Consider the following 25,470-nt stretch of genomic DNA (forward strand, 5'->3'; position numbering starts at 1 on the left):
TTGCATGCCGGCGCATGCAAGGCCCTTGCTCTTGGTTGCTCCCCTTACTGGGGCGGCGTACGGTAACGCTCCTCGCGATAGGCCCAGCTTGGCCACAAGGCGTGGGCGAGCGCCTCTTCGGTCAGCGCGGCATCGTCGGCCACGGCTTCGAAGCGGTCCGGCTGGTCGCGTGGCAGACGCACATAGCGGAAGGACTCGGGCGCCTTGCGCGGTTCGATGACGACCAGCGAATCGCCGCGCAGATAGCCGTAGTTATCGCCGTACTGCATGATGGCGCGGTTCGGGTCGCGTTGCGTCAGATCGCTGCCCAGCATGGGGTTGACGTTGTCCACGCCCATGAGCGAGAGCAGCGTGGGCGCCATGTCGATCTGGCTGACCAGGCGCTCATCCTGGCGTGGGGCGATGCTGCCGCCGAGAATCAGGGCCGGGATCTGGAAATGCCGCACCGGCACGAGATTGGCGCCGAAGACGCGCGAATCATGGTCGGCGATGACGAGAAACACCGTGTTGTCCCAATACGGCGCCTGGCGCGCCTTGGCGAAGAACTGGCCGATGGCCCAGTCGGCATAGCGCACCGTGTTCTCGACCGAAGCGGTTTCGCCCTGCGGCTGGATGCGCCCGGCCGGATACTCCCAGGGCGAATGGTTGCTGACCGAGAAGGCCAGCGTGAACACCGGCTTGTCGCCATCCTGACGCAACAAGCGGTCCACCTGCGCGAACATGTCCTCATCCGACGCGCCCCATGAGCCGACAAAGGCCGGATCGACGAAATCCTTGCGGTCGACGATCTGGTCAAAGCCATTACCCAGGAAGAACCCGCGCATATTGTCGAAGTGCGACTCACCGCCGTAGACAAAGCGCGAATGGTAGCCATGCGCCTTGAGCACCGAGGCCAGCGTGAAGAAGTTGGTCTGCGAGCGCGGCAGTTTCACCACGGCTTCGGCCACGGTGGGAAGATAGCCCGCGGTCACGGCCTCGATGCCCCGCACCGAGCGTGTGCCCGTGGCATAAGCCCGATGGAACATCCATCCCTGCTGGCCCAGCTTGTCGAGCTCCGGCGTCAGGTTGGCGCCGCCCAGGCTGCCGACGTACTGTGCGCCCAGGCTCTCTTGCAGAATGATGACCAGATTCAAGGGCTTGTCGCGCCGCACGGTCGCCGTTTGCGCATGCGCGCTGGGATACTTGGCATCGAGCATGGGGCCCGCGAGGCCCGCGGCCTGCCTTACCACCGCGTTCATCCGGTCGACGGGCATCTGCGGATACAGGGCGGCGGAAGAGCGCTCGTCCTGCAGACGGTACGCGGCATCCAGCACGTTGTAGAGCGAATTGAGCGGCAGCGTGTTGACCATGGCATCGCCGCTGAAGGCCACGACAGAGGGGTTGATGGGCCGGTGCTCCAGCGTGCCGCGGATGGCCAGCACGACGACGGCCAGCGTCACGACGGTGGCCAGCGGCCGTTTCCACCAGGCCATGCGCGGATCGATCTTGCCCGTCGGAAACCAGCGCCGCGCGATCCAGGCGGCCAGCAGCAGCACGACAAAGGCGGCCAGCAGAACCGCCTTATAGCCTTCCCACAGCATGCCGGCCACCTCGCGCGGATGGACCAGATACTCGAAATACAGCCGGTTGGGCCGGGTATCGTATTCGGCGATGAACTGGGGCGTGGAGACTTCCAGCAGCACCAGCAGCATCCACCAGATGCGGAACCACCAGGCCGTGACCCATGCCGCCCAGGGGCGATGCCCCAGCCAATACGACAACACGGCGGGCAAGGCGACCACCATGCCCACCATCACCAGATCGATGCGCCAGCCGCCGAACACCACCGGCCACAGACCGCCCGCCGCCTCCACCCGCGCCCATTGCCAGCACGCCAGGCCCAGACGGCTTGCCGTCAGCAAGAGCAAGGCCGCGATTACGAATCGTAGAGTCAATCTGCGCAAAATCCGCTCCGTGAACGAGCCGGGACGGGCCCGGTTCGGATGATGATGGCGGGCGCGGCCCGCCGTAATGGAAAGGCTGTCAGCGCGCCCCGTCTTCGCCGCGCAGCCGTTCCCGGCTGTTGCTCAGATGGGTGCGCATGGCCGCGCGAGCGGCCTCGGCATCCTGGCGGCGGATCGCCCCGAAGATGGTCTCGTGCTCGAAATGCACCCGCACCAGATAGTGCTCGTCGTCCTCGGCAGCCAGCCGGCCCGAACTGATGCGGGTGTGCGGGATGACGGCCGAACCCAGGTGCGACATCAGGTCGGAGAAGTAGCGGTTGCCCGTGGCCTGGGCGACCAGAAGATGAAACTCGAAATCCGGCGTGACCGTATCGCCCTGGTCGCGCAAGCGCGCCTGAAACGTGTCGAGCACGCGGCGCATGGCCACCAGGTGATCCGGGCTGCGGCGCAGGGCGGCCAGCCCTGCGGCTTCCGTCTCCACCCCGATGCGCAGCTCCAGCAGCACGACGACATCGCGCACCGTGCCGAGGTCGGCCGGATTGACCCGAAAATCCGGCCCGCAACTGGGTTGCAAGGCATACGTGCCGACACCGTGATGAGTAACGACCAGGCCGCTGGCCTGCAGGCGCGAGAGCGCCTCGCGCACCACGGTGCGGCTGACGCCGAACTGGCGCATGATTTCCGACTCGGTCGGCAGTTTGTGGCCCGGCGCGATGGTGCCCGCCCGGATACGCTCGGTAAAGCTCTCTACCAGCCCTTGGGCCAGGTTGCGCGGGCGCCGTAGCACGGCCTGCGAGTCATGGAGCACTGTCATCGAGAGGATCCCGGGGCCGGCAACCGGGAGAGGGGAAAAAAACCGGGCCCATTATACCGATGGGGTCTATCCGGGCAATGCCTCTGAAACAGGTAGAAATTCGGCGCCAGCAAACCCTTGCGCAGGTGCTATCCGGCCCTCATTGAGGCCGGCCGCCCAGCCGTCCAGTACGGCCCGCTCGGCCGCGCTGACCTCCTTGCCCAGCACCAGCCGCAGCGCGTGCGGATGCTCCAGACCGAAAGTCGTCAAGCAACCGGTGGCCAGCCTGGCGGCGGCATGATCCGCGGCCGCACGTTGCACGCACAGGCCGGAATCGGCCAGCGCCGAGGCCAGAAAGACCTGCGGGTCGCGCGCGACCCAATCGATGACGTTGCCGATCTGCCAGACGCCCGCCTGCCGGCAGGCCGCGCTCAGGCCGGGCCTGCCGCCATCGAGCATGGCGAAGATCACACGCGCCCGCTGGGCGATCAGGGCCTGGCCCCAGACCCGCGCCAGATCCGGATCGTGCTGGTTGCCGCAAAAGCCGCTCAAGGGCTCGCGCCCGCTGATGCGGCGCACGCCATCGGCATAGGCGGCGCGCCCTTTCAGCCCGGGCCGTACGCGCTCGCCCGACAGATGGGCGGCCGCGCCATCGCCGGCGCGCAAGGCCGCCAGCACGCCGGCCAGAAACGCCGTGTGCTCCTGCAGGATCTCATAGCTCGCCACATTGGCGGCCACGAAGCTGCCCTGGGTAATGGCGAACTGTGTTTGGGGAAAGTCATGAGCCACGGCCGCCACCGGCGCATCGCCCTGCCCGCCATGGACAATGACCAGATCCGGCGACCTGGCGCATAACTCACGCAGCGCCTGCTCGCGCGCCTGCCCATCGCGAATCCAATGCACCGCCAGCGCCTGCCCGGCGCGCGCGGCCCGGTCGGCTCCCGCCAACGCCGCTTCGTTGAAACCGCCGGCTTGCCCGAACAGCACCAACACCCGGCGCGCGCTCACAGCGCGGCTCCGCTCTGGCGCACGATGGGCGCCCAGGCCAAGGCCTGACGGCTGACGAAGTCGGCGAAATCCGCCGGGCTTTTGCGGTCCAGCACAAATCCCTGGGCCAGCAGTTTGGCGCGGATGTCCGCGTCGGCCAGTACTTGCGACGTGGCCTGATCCAGCCGCTGCACCACGGCCTCGGGCACGCCGGCGGGGCCGGATATTCCCACGAAGTTTTCGGCGATCAACTCCGGCAACCCGAGCTCGCCCACCGCCGGGATCTGCGGCGCCTGCGGCACGCGCTCGGCCGTCGTCACGGCCAGCAGGCGCAATTGGCCCGAGCGCAGAAACGGCAGGTTCTGCGGCAAGGCATCCACTGCGACCCGGATCTGACCGCCCAGCAGATCATTGCGCATCGCCCCCGAGCCCTTGTAAGGAATGTGCTGCAGCCGCAGCCCGGCGCGCTGGGCATAGATTTCGCCCACGATCTGCCCCACCGAGGCCAGGCCGCCGCTGCCGTACTGCACCGCTTCGGGCTGCGCCCGTATCCAGGCCGTCAGTTCGGCCAAACTCCCGACGGGCACGTCGGGACGAACGACAAACGCCGTCGGCACCGCACCGACATAGGCGATATGCCGAAAACTCGTCACGGGATCGTAGCTGCGTCCCGGCATCAGGGCCGGCGAGATCGACAGCGGCGCGGAATTCGACATCAACAAGGTGTAGCCATCGGCTGGCGCCTGCGCCACCAGCGCCGCGCCCAGCGTGGAGCCGGCGCCGGGCTTGTTCTCGATCACGACGCTCTGGCCCAGACGCTCGGCCAGCGCCGGCGCGATCAGTCGCGCGGCGATGTCGCTGGCGCCGCCGGGCGGAAACGTCACGATCACACGCACGGGGCGTTGCGGCCAGGAAGCCGAGGCGCGCGCCAGGCGCGACAGCGGCAGCGCGGCGCTGGCAAGGAGGAGTTGGCGGCGGGAAAACATCATGAAGGCTCGGCGAAAAAGCCCTCACTCTAGGAAACCCGCACACGCGCGACAAAGACTTTATGGCCTTTTGTTTATGGGTGTTTGCTTATGCGCTAGCGCCCAGGAACAGCGTGAAGCGGGTCCCGCGCGCGGGACCCTCGCGCGCGGAGTCCACCGTCAGTTTCCAGCCCTGCATATCGCAGACCTGTTTGGCGATGGCCAGCCCCAGCCCGCGCGGCAGCTCATGGTCATTGGGAGCGTTGCCGGTATCGTGCAGGCGGCTGCTGTAATAGCGCTGAAACACAAAGGGCAGCTCTTCGGGCGCGATACCGCGGCCATCGTCGGCCAGCACCAGATTGCCGGCCCCATCCAGACTGGCGCGCAGCTGCGCGGGCGCGGCGTGTTCGATGGCATTGCGCACCAGGTTGCGCAGCACCGTCAGCAGCGCATAGCGGTCCAGCTGCCTTGCGGCCTCGGCGTCGATATCGTTGGCAAAGCTCAGGCCCGCCAGTTCGGCGCTGCCGGCAAAGCCCTGCCAGGCGGCCTGCATGCAATCGGCCAGCTTGACGCTCTCGGGCGCGCGCGGCTCTTCGCGCGCCATGGCGCGGGCGCTCTCGAGCGAGGAGGAAATGCTGTCGACGTCGCCGACGATGCGGGCCAGCCGGCGTTGCGTATCGGCCGGCAGGCGCAGGTCCATCTGCATCATCTCGCTGTCGGAGCGGATGCTGGCCAGCGGCGTGCGGATTTCATGGCTCAGGTTGGCGGCGAACTCACGCTGGCGCGCGATGGACCGGTCCACCTGGTTCTGCACCCGGTTAAAGGCCTCGACCAGACGGCCGGCCTCGTCATCGCGCGTGACCGCCATGTCCGGCGCGCCGGGCGCCCAGTTGGCGAGATGGTCGGTCACGTCGAGCAAGGGCCCCACCACATACCCCGCCAGGCGGCGCGCCAGGCCATAGGCCACGACGATGCAGACCGCCCCCACGCCCAGCACGAAGAGCCCGAAATTCTGCACCCGCTCTTCGTTGTCGGTCGCGTCGTACATAACATAGACCTTGCCTCGGCCCTGGCTGGCATCGGCCACCATGACATGCCAGGTATCGGAACCGGGCTCGAGCAGATGCAAGCCATTGTCCAGCCCGCGCAGCGGCTCGGGCATATCGTCATCGATCTCGCCGGGCACGTGCAGCCAGGCGTGCATGGCGCCCCCCAGTTCGCGCGAACCGCGATCGGGCACATACGCCGGCTCGGAGGCCAGATGCTGAATCACCCGCTCGGTCTCCGTGGTGAGGATGTCATTGACCAGATCGTCCTCCATCTGGTCGAACGTCAGGTAGGCCAACAGCGCCAGCACCGTCACGAAGACCGATACGATCCCAGTCAGCGCCCAGACCACGCGCTGCGTCAATGTGCCGTTGCCGGTCATGATGTCTGCGGCGCGACGAGCCGCCACCCCGTGCCGTGGACGGTCTCGATGCCGTCGAAACCCGCTTCGGCCAGGGCGCGCCGCAACAGATGGACCTGGCTGCGCAGCGCATCGGAGGCCGGCGGCTCATCGCCCCAGAGCGCGTTCTCGAGCGTTTCGCGAGAGACGACCTTGCCCGGGTCGCGCAACAGCATCTCGACGATGAGCACCGACTTGCGCGCCAGATGCACGGGCTTGCCCTGCACGCTGACCTCGCGGCTGCGGCTGTCCAGCGCCAGGGGACCGTAGCGGTAGACCGCATCGACCACCGATCGGCGCGCACGTTGAATCAGCGCCAGCAGGCGCGCCTTGACTTCGGCCAGCGCAAAAGGCTTGGTCAGGTAGTCGTCCGCGCCATGCGAAAAGCCCGCCAGCTTGTCCTCCAGGCCATCACGGGCCGTGAGCACCAGCACGGGAACGGGTTTGCGCAGCTCCTGGCGCAGCGCATGCAACACCGCATAACCGTCCTTGCCCGGCAGGCCGATATCCAGGACCACGGCGTCGAACTCCTGGCGCTGCAGCATGGCCAGCGCTGCGTGGCCGTCATACGCGATGTCGGGCGTAAACCCCTGCCCCTGCAGATAATCATAAAGATTGCCGGCAATGGTGAGGTTGTCCTCGACAATGAGCACACGCGCGGCCGTCATCGTCAACCCGCCTGCAGGACTTTGCCCGGATTCATTAGCCCCTCGGGGTCCAGCGCGGATTTGATGCGCTTCATCAGGGCCAGTTCCACGGCGCTTTTGTAGCGGGGCAATTCATCGCGCTTGAGCTGGCCCACGCCATGCTCGGCGCTGATGGAGCCGCTATGGGCCTGCACGCTGCGGTGCACGACATCGTAAATGGCGGGCTGCAGCGCCAGCAGGTCGGCTTCGGTCTGGCCGGCGCCGCGCGCCACGTTGTAATGCAGATTGCCGTCACCCAGGTGGCCGAAGATGACATGGCGCACACCGGCGAAATGGGTTTGCAGCTCAGCGTTGGTGACGCGCACGAAATGCGCAATGGAGGAAATCGGGATGGAGACGTCGTGTTTGACGGCCTTGCCCAGCTCGGCTTCGGCCAGGGGAATACTCTCGCGCAGATGCCATAGGGCCTGACTCTGCGCGAGATTCTCCGCGATGGCCGCATCGCCCACCAGGCCGTCCTCGATGGCCGCTCCCAGCACGGCTTCGAATCGCTCGCGGGCATGCGTTTCGCTTTCGCTGTCGGAGAGTTCGAGCAGCGCGAACCACGGCGCCTGCAGCGAGGCGCCTTCGAACGGCAGGCGCTGTTGCGGAAACAACCGCACCACGGCGTGCAGGCAATCCGCCGCCATGAGTTCGAAGCCGGTCAGCGAGGCGCCGAAGCCGGCACGGGCCCGGCCCAGCAACTCGACCGCGTCCTCCACGCTGGCCACGGTCAGCAGCGCCGTGCAACGGGCCACCGGCAAGGGATAGAGCTTGAGCGTTGCCGCGGTGATCACGCCCAACGTGCCTTCGCTGCCGATGTACAAATCGCGCAGATCGTATCCGGTGTTGTCTTTGCGCAGGCCGCGCAAGCCCTCCCAGATCTCGCCTTCGGCGGTCACGACTTCCAGCCCCAGCGCCAGCTCGCGCGCGTTGCCATACCGCAGCACTTGGGTGCCACCGGCATTGGTCGCCAGATTGCCGCCGATGGTGCAACTGCCTTCGGCGGCCAGGCTCAGGGGAAACAGCCGGCCCGCCTGCTCGGCGGCGTCCTGCACGGCCTGCAGCACACAGCCGGCCTCGACGGTGATGGTGTCATTGGCGGTGTCGATGGCACGCACGCGGTTCAGGCGCGCGGTCGACAGGATGATGGCCGTGCCGCTGTCATCGGGGGTCGCGCCGCCGCACAGACCGGTATTGCCGCCCTGCGGCACTACCGGCGCGCCATGCCGGCGGCACAGGCGCACGACGGCGGCGACTTCCTCGGTGGAGCCTGGCCGGGCGACGGCCAGCGCACGGCCGCGGTAGCGGCGGCGCCAGTCCAGCACATAGGGTTCGGCATCTTCGCCGGCCAGCACATGGGCCGGACCCAGCAACGACTGGAGTTCTTGCAGCAGAGTCATGTCAGGCGCACTCGCGGTTACGTCCGGCCCCAAGGCCGGCCGGGGTACAGCGCCTTATTGTAGGAGCATCCCGACTCAACTGGCGGCGCGGTGATCGCTCCAATCAGAGATGCGGGCCAAGCGGGTGCCGGTCAGGCCCGAGCAAAAGGCCGGAGAGGCGATGCGGTTGAGCAGAAAAGCGCGCTCAGGAACGGCCAGGCCCGGCATGTCGCCGATGGCCTGATAGGCGCGCCGCAAGGCTTCGCCGCGGGTGCTGCCCCACACCAGCAGGCTCGCGCCGGGCCGGCCCGAGGCCGCGCAAGCGCCGATACCGACTTCCAGCGCATGGGCGGCCATCGGCTCCATCAGGGCTGCCTTGCCGCTGCGGCCCTGCAAAGTCGCCTCGATCAGGCGGAACTGTCCGCTCTGGTCATCCAGCGCGAACACCACGGTGCCCAGGCCCAGCCAGTCGCGGTCGAGCGCGATGCATGAAGCCACCTCGCGCAGCGTGGCTTCCATGCGCGCAGACAGCCGCGGCGCCGGGCACTCGGCAATCAACACCCGCTGGTCGCGCCAGACGCTGCGCTCCCAGGCGCGCCCTGTATCGACGTGGCCGTCCTCCCGGACCAGCACGTGGATATCCAGCCTGCGTTCGGCACCGCCGACAGGACCGCCTGGCGGCTGACGGCGTTTACCGACGACACCGGCCGAGGGGGTGACGAACGAAACCTTGGCACCCATGAGCCACCTCCCGTTCAAGTTCATACAGATAAGCGTAGCACTTCTGCGAAGACGCAATATTCATGCCGCCTGCGGCCCCCCGGGCAAACCGGCCCGCATTGGCCGTCCGGGCACCGCCGCGAAGCATTGCGCATGCACCACGAGCGCTCCCCGGACAGAAATAGGGGATAATTCCAGCTTGGCTGCCGCTGGCAGCTCAGCTCGCCCGCGCCTGAAGGAAGCCTCGTGAAAAACACATACCCTGCCTCGGTATTCAAAGCTTACGACATCCGTGGCACTGTCCCAGATCTCATCGACACGCAGTTTGCGCGCGCATTGGGATTTTCCCTGGCCAAGCGGGCGCGGCTATCGGGCAATACCGAATTGGTCGTCGGCTATGACGGCCGCCTGAGCAGTCCGGATCTCGCCGTGGCGCTGCAGGAAGGCATCCTGGAAGGCGGCGTCAACACCTTCGACATCGGACGCGTGCCCACCCCCCTGGTCTACTTCGCGGCCTACAGCGGCCAGATCGGCGCGGGGGTGGCCATCACCGGCAGCCACAATCCGCCCAAGTACAACGGCTTCAAGATGATGCTCGGCGGGCGCGCCCTGTACGGCGATGACGTACAGGATCTGCGCGCGGACATGGAAGCGCCCGAAGGCCTGTCGGCCGATCGCGCCGGCACACGCCGCACCGCCAACGTCATCCCCGACTACATCAAGCGCATCGTCTCGGACGTCCAGCTCGCGCGGCCCATGAAGATCGCCATCGATTGCGGCAACGGCGTAGCCGGCGCGGTCGCGCCGCAGTTGTTCCGGGCGCTGGGCTGCGAGGTCACCGAGCTGTTCTGCGAGGTCGACGGCAACTTTCCCAACCACCATCCCGATCCGGCCGATCCGCACAATCTGCAGGATCTCATCCATTGCCTGGCCACCACCGACTGCGAGCTCGGGCTGGCCTTTGACGGCGACGGCGACCGCCTGGGGGTGGTGACCAAATCCGGACAGATCATCTGGCCCGACCGCCAGCTCATCCTCTTCGCGCGCGACGTGCTGCAACGCTGCCCGGGCGAAACCATCATCTATGACGTGAAATGCAGCCGTCATGTGGGCCTGGCCGTGGAGCAGGCCGGCGGCAAGCCGCTCATGTGGCAGACCGGCCATTCGCTGGTCAAGGCCAAGCTGGCCGAGACCGGCGCGCCGCTGGCCGGCGAAATGAGCGGCCATATTTTCTTCAAGGAACGTTGGTACGGTTTCGACGACGGCCTGTATACGGGCGCGCGCCTGCTGGAGATCGTCTCACGCCAGGCGGATCCCTCGGCCCTGCTCGAAGCGCTGCCGACGGCCGAATCCACCCCTGAGCTCAAGCTCGAAATGGAAGAAGGCCAGCCGCACGCCCTGATCCGCGAACTGCAGGCGCACGGCCGCTTCGACGACGCCACGCAGCTCATCACCATCGATGGCGTGCGCGCCGAGTTCAGCGACGGCTTCGGCCTGGCGCGCGCGTCGAACACCACCCCGGTGGTCGTGCTGCGCTTCGAAGCCGAAAACGCCGCCGCGCTGGCTCGCATCCAGGATGTTTTCAAACGGGAACTCCTGCGCCTGGCGCCTCAGGCTCGCCTGCCCTTCTGAGCTTCATCATGACCGCGTCTCTTTCTTCGAGCCCCGCCTGGCAATCCTATGCGGATGCCGTGCACGGGGCGTCGCACCGTGGCGACCATCTGCGCGTGATCGAGGCCGCCGGCCTGTCCGTCGACCTGACCGCCCAGGCTTATTCCCCCGAGCTCGACGCCGCGGCGCTCGACCTGTGCGCCCAACAGGGTCTGACGCAGGCCATCGCCCAGCTGTTTGACGGCGGCCAGGCCAACTGGACCGAACATCGTCCGGCCTGGCACACGGCACTGCGCGCGGCCGAACCGCCGCCCAGCGTGGCGGGCCCCATCCTCACCGAGCGCCAGCGCGTGCGCGACTTCGTCGCCGCGGCCAACGCCAACGGCGATTACAAATACGTACTGCATCTGGGCATCGGCGGCAGCGACTGGGGCCCGCGCATGATTCTGCGCGCGTTACGCCACCAGGGCATCAGCCGGGAAGTCCGCTTCGCCTCCAATGTGGACTCGCATGCGGTGGCCGACTCGATGCATCAGCTCGATCCGCACAGCACGCTGATCATCATCGCCTCGAAATCCTTCACCACGACCGAGCCGCTGGCCAACGCGCAAGTGGCCATCCACTGGCTGGAAGACGCTGGCGTGGCCGATCCGCTCAAGCAAGTGGTGGCCATCACGGCCAATGTGCAGGCCGCGCGCGACTTCGGCATCGCGCCCGAACGCATCTTCCAGTTCTGGGACTGGGTGGGCGGCCGCTACTCCTTGTGGTCGGCCATCGGCGCCCTGCCCGTCTCCCTGGCCCTGGGCTGCGACACCTTCGACCAGCTGCTGGCCGGGGCGGCCGCCATGGATGACCACTTCCAGCATGCGCCGCTGAGCCAGAACGCACCGGTGCAGATGGCGCTGGCCGGCATGGCCAACCGCAGCGTGATGGGATTCGAAACGTTGGCCGTCGCGCCATACGACTCCCGCCTGACGCATCTGGTCCCCTGGGCCCAACAGCTGGAAATGGAGTCCCTGGGCAAAGTGGCCACCCGCGATGGCAGCCCGGCCGGCGTTCCGACCGGCCCGGTGGTCTGGGGCATGACGGGCACGGACTGCCAGCACACCTTCTTTCAGTGGCTGCATCAGGATACGGCGGGCGCACCCGTCGATTTCATCTTCTGTGAGCGTCCCGACCACCGCTATGAAGAGCATCATCGCCTGTTGATCGCCAACTGCCTGGCGCAGCGCGCCGCGCTGCTGCGCGGCAAGTCCTTCGACGAAGCCCTGATCGAATGCAGCGCCCTGACCTCCGATCCGCAAGAGGCGCGCGTGCTGGCGCAGCACCGTATTCATCCCGGCCGCCGTCCCTCCAATCTCATTGTGCTGCCGCGCCTGACCGGACACGCCATGGGCGCGCTGTTGGCGCTGTATGAGCACAAAGTCTTCACGCAGGGCGTGCTCTGGGGCATCAACCCCTTTGATCAATGGGGCGTGGAGTTCGGCAAGGCGCTGGCGCGCCGCATCATCGACGAGCTCGGCCAGCCGGGGCATGCGCCCGAACTGGAAGACCCGTCCACCCGCCATTGGATCGAGGTGCTGTCCCGATCCGCCAAACCCGGCGCTTAAGCCCTGGCGGACACCAGTAAGCTGGCGTAAATCGCCAGATGGCGCGCGCAGACATCCTCGATCGAGAACTCGCGTTCGGCCAAAGCCCGGCCGGCGCGGCCCAGGCGCTGCCGCAATGGGGTGTCCATGACCAGGCGCGCCAGCGCCGCGGCCAGCGCCGTGGCATCGCGCGGCGGCACGAGCAGGCCGGTCTCACCCGGGTCGATCGCATCGCGGCAGCCAGGCACGTCGGTGGTCACCACGGCCCGGCCGCAAGCGGCGGCCTCTATCAGCGATTTGGACAGCCCTTCACGATAGGAAGGCAACACGGCGATATGCGCGGCGGCGTAGAGTTCGGCCACGTCCTTGCGTTCGCCCAAGAGTTCGACCAGATCGTCCTGCCGCCAGGCCTGCACCTCTTCAGCGGTGATGGACGCCGGATTGCCGGCATCGATATCACCCGCCAGACGCATCCGCACGTTCAGCCCCTGTTGGCGCAGCAAGGCGGCCGCCGCGACGAACTCGCGTACGCCCTTGTCGCGCAGCAAGCGCGCCACCATCAATGCCACCACGGGCGGCTCGGGCGGCTCGGGCTCGGCGCGATATTGCGTCAAGTCCACCCCCGAACCGCGGATGAGCTCGATCTGCGCAGGACGCACCACGCCCAGCTTGCTGAGCACGTCGCGGTCATTGGTGTTCTGAAAAATCACGCGGCTGTTGGGATGCCCGAGCGCCAGCCGGTAGAAGGCGCGCACCACGGCGCGCACCAGGCGGGCTCGCAGCCCTTCGGCCACGAAGACATAACCCAGGCCGGAAATGGCGGCCACCATGGCGGGCACGCGAGCCAGCCGCGCGGCGATGCCGCCATACAGCACGGGTTTGATGGTCACCAGATGCACCAGATCCGGACGCACGGCCTTGAACAAGCGCTTCAAGGCCCACAGCGTCTGGAGTTCCTGCACGGGATTCTTGCCGCTGCGGCTCATGGGGATCACATGATGCGTGATGCCCATGGCCTGAATGCGCGGCACCGAAGGGCCGTCCATGGTCGCAACGTGCACCTCATCGCCCTCGGCCAGCGCCGCCTCGGCCAGCGCGGCGCGATGAGAGAGGAAAAAGGCCGGATTGTTCACCACGAACAACAGGCGTCGGGCGCGAGCCTCCATCAGCGATCTCCGGCAATGCGTCGCCACACCGCTTCATAGGCGCGCACCATGCGGCCAAGGTCAAAAAGCGCCAGCACCCGCTCGCGCGCGGCGCCGCCCACCGCGGCACGGCCGCGCCGGGCCACGTCGTCCAGCGCCTGCGCGATGCCGCGCGCCAGCGCTTCGGGCTGCTCGGCGGGCACGACCACGCCGGTCTCGCCCACGATATGCGCCGCATCGCCCACATCGGTCACCACGCAAGGCGTGCCGCAGGCCATCGCCTCGGCCACCACGTTCGGAAAGCCTTCGGCGCAGCTCGACAACACGTGCAGGTCGAGACTGTTCATGATGGTGGCGACATCGTCGCTGGGCCCGGTCAGCAGCACGCGACCTTGCAGGCCTTCGGCTTCGATCAAGGCGACCAGGGCCGAATTGCCAGGCGTCATGCCGCGGCCCACCAGCACGCATTTGAGATCCTGTCCTTGGCGCACCAAGCGGCCCAGGGCCGCCAGCAGATTGCGGTGATCTTTCAGGGGATCCCAGCGCGCCACGCACCCGATCAGCGGCGTATCCGCGCTCACGCCCCACAACGCACGCATGCGGGCGCCGGCTTCGGCCTGCGGGGCGTAACGCGACAGATCGTAGCCATTGGGAATGACGACCATGGCCTTGCCGCGGTAGCCCAGAGCCTGATGCCGCTGGGCGGCATCCTGAGCGGCGCACACAATGGCGCGCGGAATCCAGCCCGACAGCGCGGCGCAGGCGCGCAGCACCAGGCGCGCCGAGCGGCTGCTGCGATTGAGGTGATTGCCGGAGTTGCGTATCCCCCAGGCCACCGCCTTGATGCCGGCCAGCCGTGCGGCCACGCCGCCGATGAGATCCGCGTGGTACATCCAGGTCTGCACCGCATCGGGCGCCTCGGCGCGCAACAGGGAACGCAAAGCCAGCACGCCCGACAGTGTCACGCGGCCGCGCGGCATGCCCAGCGCATGCACGGTGATGCCGGCAGCGCGCAGCCGCGCGCCATACACGCCCTCATCGGTCAGCGAAATGACCACGTGCCGGGTGCTGGTGTCGGTATAGCTGGCCAGGCGGTACAGGACGGACTCGGCGCCGCCCTGCCCCAACCCGGTGATGATGTGAGCAATCCGCATACTGGCCTCAATGGCGCGCAAGCGCGAACAAGTCATCCCACTGCGCCAGCACCACCGGCAGCGCATAACGCTCACGCACCGATTGCGCGGCGCGCTGGCCCAGATCGGCACGCAGCGCGGCGTCGCTCATGAGCCGGCCCAGCGCGTCGCGCATGCCGGCCGGATCGCGCAACAGCAAGGCATCCTGCCCGTCGCGCGTCATCTCGCGCGGCCCGCTGGGGCAATCGAAGGCCGCGCAAGGCAGGCCCTTGGCCATGGCTTCGAGCAGGACATTGGGAAAACCCTCCACGGCCGAACTGAGCACGAAAGCACTGGATTGCGCCAAGGCATCCCAGGGTTCGCTGGTCCGCCCGGGCAGATGGATGCGGTCTTGCAGGCCCAGCCCCGCGATCTGCGCTTCAAGCACCTGGCGCTGCGGCCCCTCCCCCCATATCCACAAATCCCATTCGGGATGCGCGGGCGCCAGACCGGCAAACAGGTCGATCAACAGACCGAACTGCTTATCGGGCACCAGGCGCCCCATGGCCATGAGACGCCGCCGCCCGCGCGCATCGGGCGCCAGCGTGGCCAGCGGCGCATGCAACAAGTCGCCGGGCAGCGGATTCGGGATGACGGCCAGGTGGCGTAGGCCAGGCACCTGCGCGGCAAAGGGTGCGACCGTATCTTCGGCCTGCACGGTGACCACGTCGGCGCGCGGATACAGCCAACGGCGCAGGCGCCGCCAGGTCTTGCCGGTCGTGGTGTCGACGACGGGATTGGTGCGTTCGCAGACGATGAGCGGCGACGGCAGGCCGCGCGTCGCCAGGATGGCGCCCACATTGACGTTGGTCAGAAAAGACACCACCACATCGGGTCGGCGCTCGCGAATCAGGCGCCGCAAGCCCAGCAAGCGCTTGAGCGGCGCCAGCGCGCCGGCGGCGGGCACGGCCCGCGCCAGCCACAACAACTCGACCTCGGGCGCCAGCGGATAGAAACACTCACCGCCGCCCGAGTAGGTCGGCAATAAGGTGACCTCATCGCCCCGCGCCGCCCACGCGTTGGCCAGCGTCGCTGCCACGCGCTCGGCGCCGCCGGCATTCATGGAGCTGACCGCCAGCAGAATTTTCATTGTTCGCCGTCCGCGCCGTTGCGCTGATAGCGGTCCAGCCAGGCCTGCATCATCAACACGCCCCACAAATGGCTGTCCCATTTGCGATGGCCGCTCAGATGCTCGCGCCACTTGCACAAAATGGGCTCCGGCTCGAACCAGCCCTCCTGGCGCAGGCGCGCCGGGTCCAGCAACGATTCGGCCCAGTCGCGCAAGGGCCCGCGCAGCCACGCCGCCAGCGGCACGGCAAAACCGCGCTTGGGCCGCTCGACCAGGTTCTGCGGCACATGGCGATGCAGCACCTGGCGCAGCAGCCATTTGCCGGTTCCGCCCCGCACCTTGTACTCAAAGGGCAGGCTCCAGGCGAACTCATACACCCGATGGTCGATGAGCGGCACCCGGGTCTCCAGGCTCACGGCCATGGCGGCGCGATCCACCTTGACCAGGATATCGTCGGGCAGATAGGTGATGGTGTCGAGCTTCATCATGGCTTCGTACAGCGGCCCTGCCAGCGGCGCCTCGAAGGGCGACGGCGGCTCGGTCGCGCCCTTGACCACTCGCGCGGGATCCGACCAATACGACACGAAGCGGCGATAGAACTCGCCCTCGGATTCGGCGCCCAACAGCTCGCCCATCTTGCCGACTTTGCCGCGCCAGGCGCCTCCGCCCGGCAGGCCCGCCGACGCACGCATCATGCTGCCCGCCAGTTGGCGCAAGGGACCGGGCAGGCGAGCGCACTTTTCCCACCAATTGGCCACGCGCGGATAACGCGAATAGCCGCCAAAGAGTTCGTCGCCGCCGTCGCCCGACAGCGCCACCGTGACATGCTGGCGCGCCATGCGCGTGACCAGCGCTGTCGGGATCTGCGACGAATCGGCAAAGGGCTCGTCATAGATGTCGGCCAGACCCGGCACGACGTCCAGCGCATCCTGGGCACTGACGTAAAGCTCGGAATGATCCGTTCCCAGATGAGCGGCCACGGCCTTGGCGTAGGGCGCCTCGTCGTATTCCTTTTCGTGAAAGCCGATGGCGAAAGTGCGCACCGGCACATTGCTCTGGCTTTGCATGAGCGCGGCGATGGTCGATGAATCGATCCCGCCCGACAGGAAAGCGCCCAGGCTCACGTCCGACAACATCTGCCCGCGCACGGCCTGCGTGAGCACGCCCTGCAGCGCATCGGTGGCCTCGGCGTCGCTGGCATAGCGCAGCGGCCGGCGCTGGCCGGCATCGGCCACCTGCATGGCCGACCAATACGCTTGCGGCGCCGGCATCTCGCGCTGGCGCAACTGCGCTTCGCTGATTTCGACCAGGCTGGCCGCAGGCAGTTTGCGTATGCCCTCGTAGATGGATTGCGGCGCCGGCACGTAGTTGTGCCGCATGAACGAAGCGAGGGCATTGCGGTCTATCTGCCGGCCAAAGCCCGGCACGGGCGACAGGCCCTTGAGCTGCGACGAAAACACGAGGGTGGCGCCGACATAACCGTAATACAGCGGCTTTTCGCCCATGCGGTCTCGGGCCAGCGTCAGGGTGCGCAGCTCGCGATCCCACAGTGCGATCGCCCACATGCCGACCGCCGCGCGCAACATGTCCGGCACGCCGAAGGCGGCGGCATACGCCAAGATGGTTTCGGTATCGGAATGCCCACGCCAGGCCGGCGCATGGCCGGCTTTCTCCAGCTCGGCGCGCATGTCCATGTGGTTGTAGACCTCACCGTTGAAGGTGAGGACGTAACGGCCGCAAGCCGAGACCATGGGCTGATGGCCCGCCTCGGTCAGATCCTGGATGGCCAGCCGCACATGGCCAAACGCCACCGCGGCCTGGCTGTCTTCCCAGAAGCCCTTGCTGTCCGGGCCGCGCTGGCGGATGCGACGGCAGCTTTCCGCCAGTATCTGCGCCTTGCCTTCAAGAGGCCCCCAAAGACCGACGATTCCGCACATGATTTTTCTGTTCTCTAAGTCGAGGAACGCCCGAGGGCGTCGTCAAAAAGTTGTTGCCACAGGCTCAGAACGTGGCGCGCCGAGAAACGCTCGCGCACGGTGACCGCCTCGGCGGCCAGCCCGGCCCGCGCCTGAGGATCGCTCATGAGGGCGGCCAACGCGTCGGCCAGTGCCTCGGCCTGACCGGCCGGGCGCACGAGCACGCCGTCGACGCCTTCGCGAATGATTTCCCGGGGACCAGTATCGCAATCAAAGCTCACGGGCGCCAGCCCGCTGGCCATGGCCTCGAGCAAGGTGTTGGACAGCCCTTCGAAACGCGAACTCAGCACATACACATCCGCCGCTTCATACCAGTCGGCGACGTTGCCGCCGCGCCCGGGCAGATAAACCCGCTCGTCCAGGCTGGCGGCGCTCACCTGCCGAGTCAGGGCGGCGCGCTCCTCGCCCTCGCCCAGGATGAGCAGGTCCCAGTCGCCAAACCGCCCGGCCAGCCTCGCATAGGCCTCGATCAGGACATCAAACCCCTTGTCCGGATGCAGGCGGCCGACAGCCAGCAGATAATGCCGGCCAGGCACGGCCGGCGGCGCCAGACGGGGCTCGCTGCGCGGCAGCGGCCAGTGCACGGGATTGGGAATGACGGCCAGGCGCGAACCCGGCACATGGCGCTCGAGCCACTCGGCCGTGCCCCGCGTCAGCGCCACCACACGCGCAGCGCGCGGATACGTCAGACGCCGCAAACGCTGCCACATGCCCGATAGCTGCTGCGACGGCGGGTGCGTATGTTCGGTGGCGATGACCTTGACGGGCAGGCCCCAGGCGGCCAATACGGCCAGAATGGAAGACGTCGTCATCATGCCCAGCACGATATCGGGCTGGAACTCGCGGATCACCGCGCGCAGCGCGCGCACGCGGCGCAGATTATCCAGAATGCCGCGCAGCCCGCCACCGCCCTGGCCGTCGGTGCCCAGCACGCGGCGCTGCACGCCCGGCCGCACCGGATAGGCATCGCCCTCGGCCTGGGTCAGGATCATGACCTCGCGGCCGGCGGCGGCCCAATGCCCGGCGAGATCCACCGCCACGCGCTCGGCGCCTCCGCCATGCAGGGAATGGATGAAGATCAGCGTGCGGGGGCCGGACATCTAGGCAGTCTCCTCGGGGTCTTCGGCCGGCCGCAAGGCCGCCACCGTATAGCAGACGAAGGACAGGAAATACATCAGGCTGGTGGCCAGCATGATGCCTTCGGTGCCCATACGCGGCGCGAGCACCGCGTTGAGCACGGCTTTGAGCAGAAAGTTGGCCACCGCGATCAGCGACATGATGCGATAGCGGTTCTGGCTGGCCAGCAGTTGCACCAGAATCAGCACGCCGAAATAAAACGGCAGCTGCAACAGTCCCCAGCGCAGCACGCTGGCCACGGCTTCGGTGTTCTGGGCCGTGAAGGCGCCGCGCTCGAACAACAGAGCCACGCCCCAGGGCGCAAGCGCCCAGCCGATGGCCACCGCGAGAATCCCCGCGCCCACCATCATCCAGGACCACTTCAGCGCCATGCTGCGCGCGCGGCGCACATCGCCGCGATGTTGAACGTCGGCCAGCACGGGCAAGGCGGCCCGTCCGACCGACACCGCGCCGATGCCCAGCACCAGCGACAACAGCCGGCTGGCATAGCCCAGCGTGGCGTTGGCGTTGCCGCCCAGATTGGCCGCGGCGTATTGATCCAGGGGATTGACGAAGCTCATCGCCACCTGCCCGATGAGCATCACGCCCGCCGCGCTCATCAGCTCGGGCCAATGGGGCGAATGCAGGCTCAGGCGCGGCGCGCCCCAGAAGCCCTGATCGGCGCGCGCGGCCAGCCACGCCAGCCATACGGCCTGGATCACATAGCCGACCAAGGTGCCCCACAGCAAGGGACCGATCTGATCGGCCCCCGCGGTGGCCAGCATGACCCAACCCAGCGTCGTGACGGCGGGGACGCTGTCGAGCAAGGTATTGACGTGACGCTCATGCGAGCGCAGGCGCGCGGCACTGATGCCGGCAATGAGCAACAGGGCGCTGACGGGCACGAAGGCCCACAGCAGCTCGTGCGTCATCCTGGCCACCGCGCCGGGCAGCCCCGGCCCCAGCCAGGCCAGCACATACGGCCAGGCCAGCCAGGTCAGTCCGGCCAGCACCAGGCCGGCCAGCAGGGTCCAGCCCTGCAGCTCGCTGACGAAGACATTGCGCTCGGCGCCGCCCTCGCGCCGCAGGCGCACCAGCACCGGAATCAGCACCACGGACAGCACGCCCACGATGGTGACCGGCAGCCAGGTGGCCATGGTCATCGTGAACTGATAGGCGTCCACGGCATCGCTGATGCCGTAGCGATAGGCCACCGCCATCTCCTTGATGGCGCCGGCGGCCTTGCCGAGAATAAGAAAGACGGCTACCCGGAACGCGCCCTTGAAGATGCGCTGGTGGTCCGGGTGGATTCTGCCGAGTCTGCTCAGTAGGGCTTTCAAATCAACGCAGGAATTGCGTGTACCAGGGCATGGCCGCATCCAGGCCACGCAGGATGTCGAAGGCGGGCTGATAGCCCAGCAGCTTGCCTGCTTTGCTGATATCCGCCTGCGAATGACGCACGTCGCCGGCGCGGAAGTCCGCGTGTTCGGCCGACTTGTCGTACTGCACGCCCTGGCGGCCCAGCGACTCCTTGAGGAAATCGAAGAGCTGGTTGAGCGTGCTGCGTCCGCCGAACGCGACGTTATAAACCTGGTTGCGGCCTTCGGCCGGCGCCATGGCGCCGAGGATGTTGGCCTGCACCGCGTTGTCGACGTAGCAGAAATCGCGGCTGGTCTCGCCGTCGCCGTTGATCACCACGGTCTGGCCCTGGATCATCGCGGCCGTCCACTTGGGAATCACCGCCGCATAGGCGCCGTTGGGATCCTGGCGGCGGCCAAAGACGTTGAAGTAACGCAGCCCCACCGTCTCGAAGCCGTATGAGCGCGCAAACACGTCCGCGTAGAGCTCATTGACGAATTTGGTCACCGCGTAGGGCGACAGCGGCCGGCCGATGTTGGGTTCCATCTTGGGCAACGCCGGATGGTCGCCGTAGGTGGAGCTGGAAGCCGCGTACACAAAGGCCCCCACGCCCGCGTCGCGCGCGGCCACGAGCATGTTCAGAAAGCCGTCGATATTGACGGCGTTGCTGGTGATCGGGTCTTTGAGCGAGCGGGGCACCGAACCCAGCGCCGCCTGGTGCAGCACTTTGTCCGCGCCTTCCACGGCACGCCGGCAGGTATCCAGGTCGCGGATGTCCCCTTCGATGAAGGTAAAGCGCGCCCATTGCTCCGGGCTCACCAGATCGCGCACCTCGTCGAGGTTGCGCCGGTGGCCGGTGGCAAAGTTGTCCAGGCCCACCACCGTCTGATCCAGTTTGAGCAAGGTTTCCAACAGGTTGGAGCCGATGAATCCGGCGCAACCGGTCACCAGCCACTTGCGTGGCTGGGCTTGCAATTCGGCGCGGACGACTTCGTAGCGGGTGGTCATTATGGCGATTCCTCCAGCGATAAAACTTACAGGCGCAGATCCGACTCTTCGGCCGTCAGCACGTATTTCAGGTCATACAGCACATGGTCGGGCTTGCCCAGCTTGCGGATGGCCGCCGCCCCCATGTCCACGAACTGGTGGTGCGACACCGCCAGGATGATGGCGTCATAGCTGCCCTCGGCAGGCTGGGCCACCGGCGTGATGCCGTACTCGTGGCGGGCTTCGTCGGCATCGACCCAGGGATCGTAGACATCGACGTCGACGCTGTACTCGCCCAGTTCCTTGATGATGTCGACCACGCGGGTGTTGCGCAGATCGGGGCAGTTTTCCTTGAAGGTCAGGCCCATCACCAGCACGCGCGCGCCCTGCACATGCAGGCGCTTCTTGGTCATGCACTTGACCAGCTGCGACACGACATAGCCGCCCATGGAGTCGTTCAGGCGCCGGCCGGCCAGAATGATCTCGGGGTGGTAGCCGATAGACTGCGCTTTGTGCGTCAGGTAGTAGGGATCCACGCCGATGCAGTGCCCGCCCACCAGGCCAGGACGGAAAGGCAGGAAGTTCCACTTCGTGCCGGCGGCTTGCAGCACGGCCTCGGTATCGATGCCCATCTTGTTGAAGATCAGGGCCAGCTCGTTGATGAGCGCGATGTTGACGTCGCGCTGGGTGTTCTCGATCACCTTGGCGGCCTCGGCCACGCGGATGCTCGAGGCCTTGTGGGTGCCGGCGACGATGATCTCTTTGTAGAGCTGGTCCACCAACTCGGCGACCTCGTCGGTCGAGCCCGAGGTCACCTTCTTGATGGTCGAGACGCGATGCGCCTTGTCGCCCGGGTTGATGCGCTCGGGGCTGTAGCCGGCAAAGAAATCCTCGTTGAATTTCAGGCCCGACACGCGCTCGAGCACCGGCACGCAGTCTTCTTCGGTGGCGCCCGGATAAACGGTCGATTCGTAGATGACGATGTCGCCGCGCTTGAGCACCGCGCCGATGGTTTCGCTGGCCTTGATGAGCGGCGTGAGGTCCGGCTGCTTGTACTCGTCGATCGGCGTGGGCACCGTCACGATAAAGACGTTGGCGCGGCCCAGTTCGGCGCGGTCGGTCGTATAGCTCAGGTGCTTGGCCTCGGCCAGCTCCTTGTCGTCGACTTCCAGCGTATGGTCATGACCACGGCGCAGCTCTTCAATGCGGCGCGCGTTGATGTCAAACCCGACGACGGGGCGCTTCTTGCCGAACTCCACCGCCAGCGGCAGACCGACATAGCCCAGGCCCACTATGGCCAGTTTCACATCTTGAATACGCAAGATAAATCTCCCAGTTACCGTACAACGGCTACGGCATCGATAAAAGTTTCAGGAAGTCGTTGGGGAAGTGCCCGCCGCGGCTGCGGCGGGCGCACGCCTTTCAATCGGTGCGCAACACCGAGGGCAGCAACAGCCAGCCCGGGCGGCGCCAGGACACCAGGCGCATATACAACCAGGTGTAGACGAGGGCAAAGACCAACAGGCTGGCGCACAGCGCCCAGGCGTTGTCCCACCAGATCGTGGCCGGCACCAGCCCGATCAGCGCCAACACCCACATATAGGGCGAGGCCAGGGCATTGCACAGCGCCGGCACGGCATGCCGGCTGCGGCGGCTGAAGGTCACGCGCACGAGGCGGCGAAACACCAGCTGATGCAAGTGCAAGGCGTCGGGCTGATCCACCGGCACGCCCCGCTTGAAGCGGCGCCGCCAGATGGAAAAGCCGGTTTCGAACACCGGGTAAAACAACACGGCCAGGGCGTAGAAGGGCGACACCGAAGGATTGCGCACGACCAGCAGCACCGCCAGCTCGGCCAGCATGAAGCCGAGAAAATACGCGCCGCCATCGCCCAGGAACACCCGCCCGAAGGGGAAGTTCCAGACCAGGAAACCCAGTGTGGCCGAGGCCAGCGCGGCGGAAATCATGAAGATCGGCATATCGCCCACCTGCAGGGCCACCAGGCTGATGGAGACGGCCATCAGCGTGGCGATCATGCCGGCCAGGCCGTTCATGCCGTCGACGATATTCAGGGCGTGCGTACACCCGCCCACGGCGAAGACCGTGAACAACAGCGACACAGGCCAGAACGACAGCACCCAGTCCACCGGGGCGATGCCCACGCGCGACACGCCGCCCAGCAGCCACCAGGCAATAGCGGCCGAGGCGAACGCGGCGAACAGGCGCTTGCTCGCGCCGATGTCCTTGGTGATGTCTTCGAGCAAGCCGGCCACGAACACCGGCATGGCGGCCACGAACAGCGCGGGCCACAGCCAGGTCAGGGTCATGTTGCTGGGGCCCAGCACCAAGAGGCCGGCCAGCGTGCCCGCCAGAACGGCCAAGCCGCCGACGCGAGGTGTGGCGCGCGTATGGGATGCCTGGGGTTTGTTGAGGTCGCTGTCGCCAGTGAAGGCGCCATGCCAACGCTCCGACGCGACGATGAGTCCCCCCACCATGAACGCGACCACGCAGATATACAGCCAGGTCACAGGATCACCTTTGGTTGGTCTATCGAAACAGGTCCGCCATTATGTGCGGCAGGTGTAACGCCCATATATGGGAGTGATATTCAAGTGCAAGTCGCAAGTACAGAAAGTAACGCCTGAGTCACAGGCCGCTGCCCTATCGGACGAAGATATGTCCGATACAAAACGATTGTAGAGCTTTCCTAGAGGGAGCGCCGGGAAATTCCAGGGAAAACACCTAGTTGTTTGTCCCAATTTTTAACAAACCGGGGACGCGGAGGTTACATCCAGGGCCGCGCATTTTAGGCGAAAAAAAAGCCCGAGATCTAACGATCTCGGGCTAAATCCACCAAAGGAGGAGGGTGGAGGAGACAACCGTGGCATGCCTGGGTAACCCAGACGATCCAGGGAGCGCGGGAGGGGAAAAACCACTGCCTCTTTGCTTCTACCTTGGACCGCTTCGCTTGGTGCTTGCACCGTCGCGTTTCGGCATCCGTTGAATGAATAGTAGAGGATTCTTTTGTGCGTTGCAAGATTTTTTTCGGAATCTGCTTTCACTATGTGCAATTGTGGGATTCTTGCCGCAATGTCGTGAAAAACCGTGTGTTGGCAAGGGCTTGCGGCCGGGCCGCACGGTGCGTCCCTGATTACTATCCGCTGACTTGAAGGGGGAAACCCTTGGGGACTTACCCCTAGAAATTCCCCCGTGGCCCCATCCCGGCTGCCGGCGCGCCGGGCAATATGCGGCAGCGCACCATAAGCATATGCCGGCTACAGGTGATAGGCCGTCGTGGTCATCACCTTGGACATAGCGCGCATGATGCCGCGCACCGGCGCGGGCAGCGGCACGCCACCGGCGCGTTCGGCGCTTTCGCGGTGCCCGACCTCGTCGTCCTTCATCTGGCGCACGATCTCGCGCGAGCGCTCATCGGCCGGCGGCAAGGTGTGCAGATGCTCGTCCAGATGGGCCTCGACCTGCCGCTCGGTCTCGGCCATGAAGCCGAGATTGCGCGGCACGCCGGCCACGCTGGCGGCGATGCCCAGCACGAAAGACCCCGCATACCAGAACGGATTGAGCAGGCTCGGGCGGCTGCCCAGCTCCTTGAGCCGCAAGTCGCACCACACCAGATGGTCCACCTCCTCGGCGGCGGCCTCGCGCAACAGATGGCGCGTGCCGCCATCGCGGCAGACCACGGCCTGCCCGCGGTAGAGCGCCTGCGCGCAGACCTCGCCGACATGATTGACCCGCATGAGGCCGGCGGCATGGCGCTTTTCCGCCTCGCTGAGCGTTTCGGCCGTTTCGGCGGCGCGGGCAGGATAAGCCCGCCCGGCCACGGCCGAACGCGACAGAACCTGCAAGGCACGGTCTACCTCGACCAGCAAGGCATCCAGAGGACCCTCGCGACGCGCGAGCGGGATGGCGGAAATCATAAGCGGCTCCTTCGGTACGGCCGCCCCTCAAAGCAGCCGGGCGGCACCGGTGTCTATTCTAGCGAACAGGTATGATCGTCCTTTGACCGGGCGCAAAGCGCCCTTTCCCGCACAAGGATTCCCGCGATGGAATGCACGATCGATTGGGGCGGCCCCTCGGGCATGCTCTTCATGGCCAGCACTGGCAGCGGCCACATCACCGCCATGGACGGCGCCGTCGAGGGCGGCGGCCACAATCTCGCCCCCCGCCCGATGGAAATGCTGCTGGCCGGCACCGGCGGCTGCACCGCCTATGATGTCGTGCTCATTCTCAAACGCGGCCGCCATGATGTCACCGGCTGCAGCGTCAAGCTCGAAGCCGACCGCGCCGAGACGGATCCGAAAGTTTTCACGCGGATTCACTTCGCCTTCACCGTGACCGGCAACAAGCTGCCGCAGGCCGCCGTCGAACGGGCTGTCCAGCTGTCGCACGAGAAATACTGCTCGGCCTCGGCCATGCTGGAAAAAACCGCCGAAATGACCTTCTCGGTCCAGATCGTCGACACGGCCGCCGCCTGATTCCCACCCGTTTTGCCCAGGGCGCGCCGCGC

General features: G+C 66.6%; 21 protein-coding genes. 3 read left to right on the forward strand and 18 right to left on the reverse strand.

Annotated features, from left to right (window positions below; translation table 11 throughout):
- Positions 1–44 precede the first annotated feature (44 nt).
- From CAL22_RS18080 to CAL22_RS18115, 8 genes are all read right to left on the reverse strand, one after another.
- Positions 45–1,943 carry an LTA synthase family protein gene (locus CAL22_RS18080; protein ID WP_094815616.1) on the reverse strand — a complete coding sequence of 633 codons (1,899 nt, stop codon included), beginning with the start codon at positions 1,941–1,943 and terminating at the stop codon, positions 45–47.
- A gap of 79 nt (positions 1,944–2,022) precedes the next feature.
- Positions 2,023–2,757 (reverse strand): FadR/GntR family transcriptional regulator, encoded by a 735-nt coding sequence (locus CAL22_RS18085; protein WP_094815617.1) that lies wholly within the window; start codon positions 2,755–2,757, stop codon positions 2,023–2,025.
- Positions 2,758–2,823: 66 nt separating this feature from the next.
- On the reverse strand, positions 2,824–3,744 hold the full coding sequence (locus tag CAL22_RS18090; protein WP_094815618.1) for a BMP family ABC transporter substrate-binding protein: 921 nt from the start codon (positions 3,742–3,744) through the stop codon (positions 2,824–2,826).
- Positions 3,741–4,712 (reverse strand): Bug family tripartite tricarboxylate transporter substrate binding protein, encoded by a 972-nt coding sequence (locus CAL22_RS18095; protein WP_094815619.1) that lies wholly within the window; start codon positions 4,710–4,712, stop codon positions 3,741–3,743. The genes CAL22_RS18090 and CAL22_RS18095 overlap by 4 nt, the downstream gene beginning before the upstream one ends.
- An 85-nt stretch (positions 4,713–4,797) precedes the next feature.
- Positions 4,798–6,117: a sensor histidine kinase gene (locus tag CAL22_RS18100; protein ID WP_094815620.1), complete on the reverse strand. Its 1,320-nt coding sequence runs from the start codon at positions 6,115–6,117 to the stop codon at positions 4,798–4,800.
- Positions 6,114–6,803 (reverse strand): response regulator transcription factor, encoded by a 690-nt coding sequence (locus CAL22_RS18105; RefSeq protein ID WP_094815621.1) that lies wholly within the window; start codon positions 6,801–6,803, stop codon positions 6,114–6,116. The genes CAL22_RS18100 and CAL22_RS18105 overlap by 4 nt, the downstream gene beginning before the upstream one ends.
- A gap of 2 nt (positions 6,804–6,805) precedes the next feature.
- Positions 6,806–8,224 (reverse strand): FAD-binding oxidoreductase, encoded by a 1,419-nt coding sequence (locus tag CAL22_RS18110; RefSeq protein ID WP_094815622.1) that lies wholly within the window; start codon positions 8,222–8,224, stop codon positions 6,806–6,808.
- 75 nt (positions 8,225–8,299) lie between these two features.
- Positions 8,300–8,944 (reverse strand): BPTD_3102 family carboxylase-like protein, encoded by a 645-nt coding sequence (locus tag CAL22_RS18115; protein WP_094815623.1) that lies wholly within the window; start codon positions 8,942–8,944, stop codon positions 8,300–8,302.
- Positions 8,945–9,169: 225 nt separating this feature from the next.
- Between CAL22_RS18115 and CAL22_RS18120 the strand changes: the two genes are divergently transcribed.
- Both CAL22_RS18120 and pgi read left to right on the forward strand, forming a co-directional pair.
- The gene (locus CAL22_RS18120; protein ID WP_094815624.1) at positions 9,170–10,555 is read left to right on the forward strand and encodes a phosphomannomutase/phosphoglucomutase; all 1,386 of its coding nucleotides are present in this window, start codon (positions 9,170–9,172) and stop codon (positions 10,553–10,555) included.
- An 8-nt stretch (positions 10,556–10,563) separates the two neighbouring features.
- Positions 10,564–12,144, forward strand: coding sequence for a glucose-6-phosphate isomerase (gene pgi, locus CAL22_RS18125; RefSeq protein WP_094815625.1), 1,581 nt, complete (start codon positions 10,564–10,566; stop codon positions 12,142–12,144).
- Here the strand turns inward: pgi and CAL22_RS18130 are convergent.
- The 10 genes from CAL22_RS18130 to coq7 form a co-directional block, all read right to left on the reverse strand.
- On the reverse strand, positions 12,141–13,289 hold the full coding sequence (locus CAL22_RS18130) for a glycosyltransferase family 4 protein (protein ID WP_094815626.1): 1,149 nt from the start codon (positions 13,287–13,289) through the stop codon (positions 12,141–12,143). The two genes, pgi and CAL22_RS18130, sit on opposite strands and share 4 nt — an antisense overlap.
- A complete protein-coding gene (locus tag CAL22_RS18135; RefSeq protein WP_432264313.1) occupies positions 13,289–14,422 on the reverse strand; it encodes a glycosyltransferase family 4 protein in 1,134 nt (377 codons plus the stop codon). Before CAL22_RS18135 ends, CAL22_RS18130 begins: the two co-directional genes overlap by 1 nt.
- 7 nt (positions 14,423–14,429) lie before the next feature.
- Entirely contained in the window at positions 14,430–15,530 is a 1,101-nt protein-coding gene (locus CAL22_RS18140) for a glycosyltransferase family 4 protein (protein ID WP_167383684.1), read from the reverse strand.
- Entirely contained in the window at positions 15,527–17,446 is a 1,920-nt protein-coding gene (asnB, locus tag CAL22_RS18145; RefSeq protein WP_094815627.1) for an asparagine synthase (glutamine-hydrolyzing), read from the reverse strand. The genes CAL22_RS18140 and asnB overlap by 4 nt, the downstream gene beginning before the upstream one ends.
- 14 nt (positions 17,447–17,460) lie before the next feature.
- Positions 17,461–18,585, reverse strand: a complete 1,125-nt coding sequence (locus CAL22_RS18150; protein WP_094815628.1) for a glycosyltransferase family 4 protein — start codon at positions 18,583–18,585, stop codon at positions 17,461–17,463.
- Positions 18,586–19,941, reverse strand: coding sequence for a murein biosynthesis integral membrane protein MurJ (murJ, locus tag CAL22_RS18155; protein ID WP_094815629.1), 1,356 nt, complete (start codon positions 19,939–19,941; stop codon positions 18,586–18,588).
- A gap of 1 nt (position 19,942) precedes the next feature.
- A complete protein-coding gene (locus CAL22_RS18160; RefSeq protein WP_094815630.1) occupies positions 19,943–20,968 on the reverse strand; it encodes an SDR family oxidoreductase in 1,026 nt (341 codons plus the stop codon).
- Between the two features lie 26 nt (positions 20,969–20,994).
- Complete coding sequence (tviB, locus tag CAL22_RS18165; protein WP_094815631.1) at positions 20,995–22,269, reverse strand: Vi polysaccharide biosynthesis UDP-N-acetylglucosamine C-6 dehydrogenase TviB; 1,275 nt, start codon at positions 22,267–22,269, stop codon at positions 20,995–20,997.
- A 100-nt stretch (positions 22,270–22,369) separates the two neighbouring features.
- On the reverse strand, positions 22,370–23,473 hold the full coding sequence (locus CAL22_RS18170) for an MraY family glycosyltransferase (protein WP_094815632.1): 1,104 nt from the start codon (positions 23,471–23,473) through the stop codon (positions 22,370–22,372).
- Between the two features lie 747 nt (positions 23,474–24,220).
- The gene (gene coq7 / locus CAL22_RS18175; protein WP_094815633.1) at positions 24,221–24,880 is read right to left on the reverse strand and encodes a 2-polyprenyl-3-methyl-6-methoxy-1,4-benzoquinone monooxygenase; all 660 of its coding nucleotides are present in this window, start codon (positions 24,878–24,880) and stop codon (positions 24,221–24,223) included.
- 126 nt (positions 24,881–25,006) lie between these two features.
- Here coq7 and CAL22_RS18180 point away from each other — a divergent pair, with 126 nt between their 5' ends.
- The gene (locus tag CAL22_RS18180; protein WP_094815634.1) at positions 25,007–25,438 is read left to right on the forward strand and encodes an OsmC family protein; all 432 of its coding nucleotides are present in this window, start codon (positions 25,007–25,009) and stop codon (positions 25,436–25,438) included.
- The last annotated feature ends 32 nt before the right edge of the window (positions 25,439–25,470 follow it).

The organism is Bordetella genomosp. 12, assembly GCF_002261355.1.
Taxonomy (GTDB): Bacteria; Pseudomonadota; Gammaproteobacteria; order Burkholderiales; family Burkholderiaceae_B; genus Bordetella.